Below are 1,435 nucleotides of genomic sequence, written 5' to 3' on the forward strand. Positions count from 1 at the left end.
TGAACTGACCCCCTATTTTTGGACACTATGTAATTAAGAAGCTTTCGCAAATTTTTCACGGTATTGAACTGGACTCATCCGAAGCTTGGACTTAATCCGTTCATGGTTGTAATCGTCCATAAAGACGGTCAGTTCTTTCTTAAAGTGATCAATACTCTCAAATTCTTTATAATACAGGAGCTCTGATTTCATGATTCCAAAAAAGTTTTCAATGACCGCATTGTCGTGACAGTTGCCCTTCCGGGACATACTCTGCGTAACCCCAGTTTCCTTGAGTCGTTGGCGGTATTGGGGCATTTGATAATGCCAACCCTGATCGGAATGCATTAATAGGTCGTGGTTCTCATCCAAGTGTTTGAGTCCTTTTTCTAACATCTCTTCGACAAGGGCATAGGTCGGACGGGTACCAAGCGTATAAGAAATAATCTCACCATTAAAAAGATCAAGAATAGGAGACAGGTATAGTTTCTCACCAAAGAGCTTGAATTCCGTAATGTCTGTGACCCATTTCTGATTTGGTTTTTCAGCCTTGAATTCCCGGTTCAACAAGTTTTCAGCGACCTTACCGATTTTTCCTTTGTAGGATTTGTATTTTTTCATTCGTACTTGACTTTGAAGACCTAACTCTTTCATAAGGCGATATACCTTCTTATGATTGACGAGAATGCCTTTATTTTGCAGTTCATTTTGAATACGGCGATATCCGTATTTCTTGTCCTTTTTAAAATAGAGCTTTGTGATTTTATCCTTTAAGTTCTGGTCGGGGTCTGGTTCCTGCATTCGCTTGATCTGGTCATAGTACGTGCTGCGGGAGATCCCAGCCACTTTTACTAGTTTTTTTACAGGGAAGATATGCCTTAGTTCGAAGACCGCTTGGACTTTTTGCCTTTCGATTGACGGTTGTCTTCTTCTTCGACCAAGGCTCTCAACTTTTTTAAATAGGCGTTCTCCATTCGTAGGTACTCCAGTTCTTCCTCCATGGATTTGAATTTGGAAGGTTTTTCGTTTTTATTATTCTTACGGTGTGGCATAGGTTGATTCCCCTTTCGTTTAGACTCAAGGGCTTCCATACCACCGTTTTCCCACTTGCGTTTCCACCTTCGGACCATGGAAAAGTCGGGAATGTGAAAGAGGGCAGAGGCCTCACGGATGGAATACCCTTTCTCCTCGATAAACTGAATTACCTTCAGTTTAAAGGCCGGGGAATAGTTTGTATAGGGGAAGGAAAACGCTTGGTCTCCATGGTATTCCACTAATTTCACCCAATACCTTAAGGAAGAGGCATCCACGTCGAGTTGCCCCGCAAGTTGACCATAGCTGATCGAATCGTTTAAGTATAGACGCACAGCCTGATGTTTTTCATCATTCGTAAATCTTTTCAAAATAAGTACCCCCTTCTGGTTGGATAAGTGTCCAACTATTGGGGTTCACTTCA

General features: G+C 41.9%; 1 protein-coding gene. It reads right to left on the reverse strand.

What is annotated here, in order from left to right:
* Positions 1 to 33 precede the first annotated feature (33 nt).
* A protein-coding gene (locus tag HFA01_RS18740) for an IS3 family transposase (RefSeq protein WP_146818893.1) occupies positions 34 to 1,382 on the reverse strand; the annotation gives its coding sequence in 2 pieces (ribosomal slippage) (positions 34 to 891 and positions 894 to 1,382; 1,347 coding nt in all).
* Between the last annotated feature and the right edge of the window lie 53 nt (positions 1,383 to 1,435).

Source organism: Halobacillus faecis, assembly GCF_007991335.1.
GTDB lineage: Bacteria > Bacillota > Bacilli > Bacillales > Halobacillaceae > Halobacillus > Halobacillus faecis.